The 6,450-nt window shown below is 46.2% G+C and carries 7 protein-coding genes; 6 read left to right on the forward strand and 1 reads right to left on the reverse strand.

What is annotated here, in order from left to right; all coding sequences use genetic code 11:
• Positions 1-18 precede the first annotated feature (18 nt).
• The 5 genes from KNO91_RS13815 to KNO91_RS13835 all read left to right on the forward strand — a co-directional run bounded on the left by KNO91_RS13815 (position 19) and on the right by KNO91_RS13835 (position 5,382).
• Entirely contained in the window at positions 19-2,478 is a 2,460-nt protein-coding gene (locus tag KNO91_RS13815; protein ID WP_214818457.1) for a heavy metal translocating P-type ATPase, read from the forward strand.
• 14 nt (positions 2,479-2,492) lie between these two features.
• Complete coding sequence (locus tag KNO91_RS13820) at positions 2,493-2,768, forward strand: glutaredoxin family protein (protein ID WP_029595503.1); 276 nt, start codon at positions 2,493-2,495, stop codon at positions 2,766-2,768.
• Positions 2,769-2,910: 142 nt separating this feature from the next.
• Complete coding sequence (locus KNO91_RS13825; RefSeq protein ID WP_214734613.1) at positions 2,911-3,153, forward strand: heavy-metal-associated domain-containing protein; 243 nt, start codon at positions 2,911-2,913, stop codon at positions 3,151-3,153.
• A gap of 50 nt (positions 3,154-3,203) precedes the next feature.
• Positions 3,204-3,881, forward strand: a complete 678-nt coding sequence (locus tag KNO91_RS13830; protein ID WP_236355812.1) for a hypothetical protein — start codon at positions 3,204-3,206, stop codon at positions 3,879-3,881.
• A gap of 127 nt (positions 3,882-4,008) precedes the next feature.
• Complete coding sequence (locus KNO91_RS13835) at positions 4,009-5,382, forward strand: MATE family efflux transporter (RefSeq protein ID WP_251126669.1); 1,374 nt, start codon at positions 4,009-4,011, stop codon at positions 5,380-5,382.
• Positions 5,383-5,609: 227 nt separating this feature from the next.
• Here the strand turns inward: KNO91_RS13835 and KNO91_RS15360 are convergent, their stop codons facing one another.
• Complete coding sequence (locus KNO91_RS15360) at positions 5,610-5,837, reverse strand: PRD domain-containing protein (protein WP_270810937.1); 228 nt, start codon at positions 5,835-5,837, stop codon at positions 5,610-5,612.
• Positions 5,838-5,897: 60 nt separating this feature from the next.
• On the opposite strand from KNO91_RS15360, the gene KNO91_RS13845 reads away from it, so the two are divergent.
• Positions 5,898-6,125, forward strand: a complete 228-nt coding sequence (locus KNO91_RS13845) for an Lrp/AsnC ligand binding domain-containing protein (protein ID WP_214686849.1) — start codon at positions 5,898-5,900, stop codon at positions 6,123-6,125.
• Positions 6,126-6,450 lie beyond the last annotated feature (325 nt).

The raw sequence follows: 6,450 nt of genomic DNA on the forward strand, positions 1-6,450 counted from the left end.
TAATGGAGGTAAGACGATATGGAGAGTAAGACATTTGCCGTGGAAGGGATGACCTGTGCGTCCTGCGTTCAGACAGTTGAAAAAGCAACAAAAAAATTGCCTGGCGTAGTGACCTCCAACGTCAACCTAGCGACTGGGAAATTGAGCATTCATTACGATGAGACGAAAATCTCGCCGCTGGATATTCAGACGACCGTCGAGAAGGCTGGCTACAAGGCCTCAACGGAGACCGAGCAAAGATCATTTGTCATCACAGGGATGACTTGTGCCTCATGTGTGCAGACGATTGAGAAGGCCACGAGGAAAATGGTGGGTGTGACTGAGTCGAATGTGAACTTGGCGACAGAAAAATTAGTCATTCGATATGATCCTCAGCTGGTGACTGTATCAGATGTCATCCGAGTGGTGGCAAACGCCGGATATGAGGCAAGAGAAGACCAAGAATCAGCGGATAGTCAAGATACCGAGAAAGAAAAGAAACTGAAAAAAATTCAATCGATGTGGAACCGATTTGTAGGGTCGGCGATTTTCACGATTCCATTACTCTATGTGGCGATGGGGCATGTGATCGGCCTACCCCTACCGATGGCATTGCATCCAACGATGAACCCAGAATTGTTCGCTGTCTTGCAGCTCATGATGACCATCCCAGTGATGTTATTCGGATGGAAATTCTTCTCCGTCGGATTTAAGACATTGTTCCGAGGGCATCCGAATATGGATTCACTTGTCGCACTAGGGACGAGCGCAGCCTTCTTCTATAGCGTCGGTGCTACCATGGCTATCCTCTCAGGTTATGAGGGATACGTGAATAGCCTCTACTATGAGACAGCCGCAGTCATTCTCACGCTGATCACATTAGGTAAATATCTTGAAGTCCGGACGATGGGTAAAACATCCGAAGCGATTGAAAAATTGATGGGACTGGCACCTAAGACGGCAAAGGTCGTCCGCAACGGACAAGAGTTAGAAGTATCAATCGACGAAGTCATCGTCGGCGACACGATTATCGTAAAGCCTGGTGAGAAGATTCCGGTGGATGGCGTGGTTCTATCAGGTAATACGTCTGTAGACGAATCCATGCTGACCGGTGAAAGTATCCCTGTTGAAAAAAATGTGGGTGCTCAAGTCATCGGTGCCAGCATCAACAAGAACGGGATCATCCAATACCGAGCCACGAAAGTCGGTAAGGATACGGCGCTATCTCAAATCATCAAATTGGTCGAGGATGCACAGGGCTCTCGAGCTCCTATCGCAAAACTGGCCGATATCATCTCGGGATACTTTGTACCGATTGTCATCGTCGTCGCGATCCTTTCAGGAATTGCATGGTATTTAGGCGGTCAGACCGGCCTCTTCGCCTTGACGATCACGATTTCAGTACTGGTCATCGCCTGCCCTTGTGCACTAGGTTTGGCCACACCAACAGCAATCATGGTGGGTACGGGCAAAGGTGCTGAGAATGGTGTGTTGATCAAGAGTGGCGGCGCCTTGGAGACGACCCATAAAGTCCAGACGATCGTGTTCGACAAGACAGGGACGATCACTGAAGGAAAACCGAAAGTGACAGATATCGTGACAGTGAATGGACATCAAGAAGATGAGTTGTTACGCTTGACCGCTTCCGCTGAAAAAGGGTCTGAACATCCATTGGGCGAAGCAATCGTAAGAGCGGCAGAGGACAGAATGATGCGTGTCATGGATATCGATCGTTTTGAAGCCATCCCAGGGCACGGGATCGAAGTACTGATCGACGGAAAAGTCTTGCTTGCCGGAAACAGAAAATTGATGAAAGACCGCGGCATCTCACTGGATGTCCTTGAAGGCGCTTCAGACAAACTCGCACACCAAGGCAAGACGCCGATGTATATCGCGATTGACCAACAAATCGCAGGGATCATCGCTGTCGCAGACACCGTCAAAGAAAACAGTCGTAAAGCCATTCAGAAACTTCAACGAATGGGTATCGAAGTAGCCATGATCACCGGAGACAACAAAGGTACGGCCATGGCGATTGCGAGACAGGTCGGGATCGATCGGGTACTGAGTGAAGTGTTACCTGAAGACAAAGCGAACGAAGTGAAGAAGTTACAGGCCGAAGGGAAGAAGGTCGCAATGGTCGGTGATGGAATCAATGACGCACCAGCCTTGGCCCAAGCAGACATCGGAATCGCGATCGGTTCGGGTACTGACGTTGCGATCGAATCTGCAGACATCGTCTTGATGCGAAGCGATTTGATGGATGTACCTACAGCTGTCGAATTGAGCAAGTCAACCATCCGCAATATTAAACAGAACCTGTTTTGGGCATTTGCCTATAATGTCATGGGTATCCCGTTTGCGATGGGGATTGTTTATCTACTTGGTGGGCCCTTATTGAACCCGATACTTGCTGGAGCGGCCATGAGTTTAAGCTCAGTCTCGGTCCTGGTGAACGCACTCCGTTTGAAACGATTCAAGCCTTCGATGATCAAATAAAAGGAGGAATTGGGATGGATAGAGATCTACAGCTCGAACTTTACACGCGTCCGACGTGTTCAGATTGTCAGGATGCCAAAAAATACTTAAAAACAATCTCAGTCTCTTATGTGAACAAAGATGTGGGTGTGAACCTTGACCTTGAACAAGAAATGGTAGCGATATCAGGAAATCGAATCGTACCACTGTTTGTCTTCTACAAAAAAGGGATGCTCAGAAAGAGAAAAGTAGTGAAGTACTTTGTTGGCTTCGAGAACAACAAAGAGGAGATTCTAACATTGCTACGATAAGCAACGATAGCTCACTCTCAGAACCTGTTGAAAGCGTGTCGCGCAATGAGGGACACGAACATAAGGTGGCGAGGGTGTAAAAAAATCGATACTTTTACACCCTACCCATGTATGGTAATTAAATAATCAGGAGGAACATATAATGAAAAAATCAACATTTCAGGTAGCGGGTATGTCTTGTGGATCTTGTATCAATAAGATTGAAGGATACGTTGGAAAGTTAGCGGGTATTGAATCAGTGAAGGTCAATCTTTCGGCGGGAGAGGTGGACGTGACGTTCGATGAAAGCCAACTCACACTTTCTGAGATTGAAACCGCAATTCAAGAGACTGGCTACGAGGTAACGGAGGCGACCGTTAAAATCGGCTGTTCTTGCTGCAAGTAATGGAGGTCGAGTGACGGTGCGATCAAGGACTACACAAAGGAGTGTTAAACGTGAAAGACCATGGACATCATCATATGAAGAACTTGACGGGAAATGAAGTGTCTGTAGAAGCTAAATATGAATTCGGGAAAATCAGTATCGAGTTAAAGGATCAACATCAGCAAGCCCCGGAACTCGAAGTCAGCCATGAAAAGGAATTCCATTTGATTCTCGTGAACGAAGACCTAACTGAGTACCGACACCTCCATCCGTTTAAAAAGGGTGAGGGTCGATTCGAGCACCCCGTCCAACTTGAGGCAGGGGCGTATAAACTCTTCGTGGATATTCAGCCTAAGGGACTGGCATATCAAGTGAAGCCGGTTCACTTACAGATTGATCATCAGTCCTCTTCCTCTATCGAATCGTCACTTAAAGTGGATGAGCGTCTGACGAAGACGATCGAAGGTCATACCGTCGAGCTGTCGATTGACTCTTTAAAAGCGCATGTCCCGACTGTCTTCAGCTATGACACCAAAGAAAGTAACCCGGAGCCATACCTTGGAGCACTTGGTCATGTCGTCATCTTGGATGAAGCCGGAGAACAGTTTATCCATGTGCATCCTTCTTCTCATGATACGACGGAATTTGAGACGGTCTTCCATAAACCTGGCCTATACAAGGTCTGGGCCGAATTCCAGTTCCATGGGACTGTGCACACCTATCCTTTCGTCATTCGTGTCTCAGATTGACCATGAGCGACCCATGGTTCCTCGTTGGGTCGCTTTCCTGTAATCGTTGTAAGCATAATTTTCGAAGGAGAGGACTCAGATGATAGAAAGTGAGCGGCTGGACACTCATGGTGATCGAAAAACCAAGATGAAATTCATCCTTCTACTCGCGTTACCAGCGATTGCCGAGAATTTTTTCCAAACGTTGCTCGGATTTGTCGATACGCTGTTCGTCTCAAGAATCGGCCTAGCAGAAGTGTCAGCGGTAGGAGTGACGAATGCCATCCTCGCCATCTACTTTGCTGTCTTTATGGCAATCGGTGTGGCAGTAAACGTTTATGTCGCCAATAACTTAGGCTCAGAACGAATCGAGCGCGCGAGACATATCGCGCAGCAGGCCATCGTCCTATCTGTCGTGGTCGGGGTGACCTTTGGGGTCGTGACGCTATTTTTCGCTGAGCCTCTCCTGCGGTTGATGGGGGTGGAGAATGACGTTTTAGAAGCTGGTAGCACCTACTTCAAAATTGTCGGGATCCCATCGATCGTGATGGCATTGATGTTTGTGCTCAGTAGTATCTTACGAGGTGCGGGAGATACAAAATCACCGATGAAGGTAAGCATCGTCATCAATGTCGTCAATATTGTGCTCGACTATATGTTGATTTTCGGTTTTTGGATCATCCCCGAACTTGGTCTCGTCGGAGCGGCACTCGCGACCGTCGTCGCCCGGCTCGTCGGGACGCTCTTATTGATGAACTATATTCGTAAGACGGAAGTGATCGCCTTCAGGAAAGATTTCTGGAGACCGGATCTCGAACACCAGTTGGAGCTCGTGAACCTTGGAAGCCCGGCGGCTATCGAGCGATTGGTCATGAGAGCCGGACAGATCGTGTATTTCGGATTCATCGTGGTACTCGGGACGAACACCTTCGCCGCGCATCAAATTGCAGGGAATCTAGAGGTGTTCTCTTATATGTTGGCATATGGTTTCGCGACAGCAGCAACCATTCTCGTCGGTCGCAACATTGGAGCGGGAGACCACGAGACCGCCAAAGAATATGCCAGATTGAGCACGTTCATGGCGATGGGCTTCATGTCCTTATTCGGGGTCGTCTTATTCTTCTTCGGAGGATGGGCAGGTTCACTTTTCACCGACGATCCCCAAGTCATCAAAGACATCGATGTCGCGTTAAAAATAGCAGCGGTCTTCCAGCCTTTCCTAGCAGTCGTCCTTGTATTGACCGGTGGATTCCAAGGAGCGAACAATACGAAGTTTCCAATGTATCTGACCACGATCGGTATGTGGGTGATCCGGACTGGGGCAGTATATGTATTGGCGATTCAGATGCAGATGGGCATTGCAGGAGTGTGGATCGCAATCGGTCTAGACATCGTCTTTAAGGCGATCGTCCTTTGGATTCAATTCAGCCGAGGGCGTTGGATTGTAGTGGAATCCGAACCGCAGAAGCCCTGCCATCCCAAAACTAAGCATGAAGACGTGCGATGTATAAATAATTATTAACACTTGACTGAAATTGTAGGAAAGAGCAAAGTTGTTCTTTCCTTTTATCTTTTCTGAAAAAGTTATTAAAGGAGCCCGTCACGCCGATCTAAAGAAATCGAATCAGTGGTGAAAAACACACATATGTCATGCGGCCTATAGCTGCTCGATTATAAAAAATGGATATTTTTTTGTTCAGTATAGAAAAAACCTGGTCTTCGTCAAAAAGAACCAGGTAATTAAGAAAGTTATTGTTTATTCAAATCCATATTAGTTGTCAGTCGATGAATATGAACGGCTAGATAAGCTAGTTCCTCATTAGGAATTGTCACACCGTGCAACTGTTTAAGGTAGTCCCGTACTTTGAATGAACCATTCATGGCCTTTGGGTAGATGTTCGCAATCTGTTCAAATAGTTGATCGGATTCTTCATTCAATATTTTTCCAGCATAAAAGCGTTCAGCGAAATATTTCACATGTGTGATGAATCATGAATAACGAATATCTTCTTCATCGGTTTCAATATTGTAAGCATTATGAAAACGTCCAATCATGAGAAGTTTATTCAATTTCTAAACGAGCGCCAAGAAGTAGTGGAAGCCCATCGTGTATCAGGAGAAGGATGTTACCACCTAAAAATAAAAGTGACATCTCAGGAAGAACTGAATCTCTTTCTAAATTCGATTCTTGAATACGGGAATTATACGCTTTACTTGTCTATCAACGAAATCAAGCGGCGTCTCTCGCCAATAAAAGACGTATAAAATATATCGCTAGCTGTACAAAAGTTGATAGAGACAGTTAAACACCTTAGAAAAATCATTTAATTCTATGAAAAAGCTCAAATTCTTGTGAACTGCCCCATAAAAATTGGACATAAAAAAATCTAACTTTGGGCTAACCTAAATTTTTGAGACAATATAAAAACACCTTCGCAGTGGTCCACTTTAAAAAAGTGCTGGCATCGGAGGTGTTTTTGCGTGGGCAAAAACGTATATTCAAGTGAAGTGAAGTGAAGTGAAGTGAAGTGAAGTGAAGTGAAGTGAAGTGAAGTGAAGTGAAGTGAAGTGAAGTGAAGTGAAGTGAAGT

Origin of the sequence: Exiguobacterium sp. s59 (assembly GCF_018617475.1) — a bacterium.
In the GTDB taxonomy this organism is placed as follows: domain Bacteria; phylum Bacillota; class Bacilli; order Exiguobacteriales; family Exiguobacteriaceae; genus Exiguobacterium; species Exiguobacterium aestuarii.

Bases quoted from the DNA above. Each gene is read 5' to 3' on its own strand.
- KNO91_RS13815 (WP_214818457.1), top strand. From the start codon at position 19: ATGGAGAGTAAGACATTTGCCGTGGAAGGGATGACCTGTGCGTCCTGC.
- KNO91_RS13820 (WP_029595503.1), top strand. From the start codon at position 2,493: ATGGATAGAGATCTACAGCTCGAACTTTACACGCGTCCGACGTGTTCA.
- KNO91_RS13825 (WP_214734613.1), top strand. From the start codon at position 2,911: ATGAAAAAATCAACATTTCAGGTAGCGGGTATGTCTTGTGGATCTTGT.
- KNO91_RS13835 (WP_251126669.1), top strand. From the start codon at position 4,009: ATGAAATTCATCCTTCTACTCGCGTTACCAGCGATTGCCGAGAATTTT.
- KNO91_RS13845 (WP_214686849.1), top strand. From the start codon at position 5,898: ATGAAAACGTCCAATCATGAGAAGTTTATTCAATTTCTAAACGAGCGC.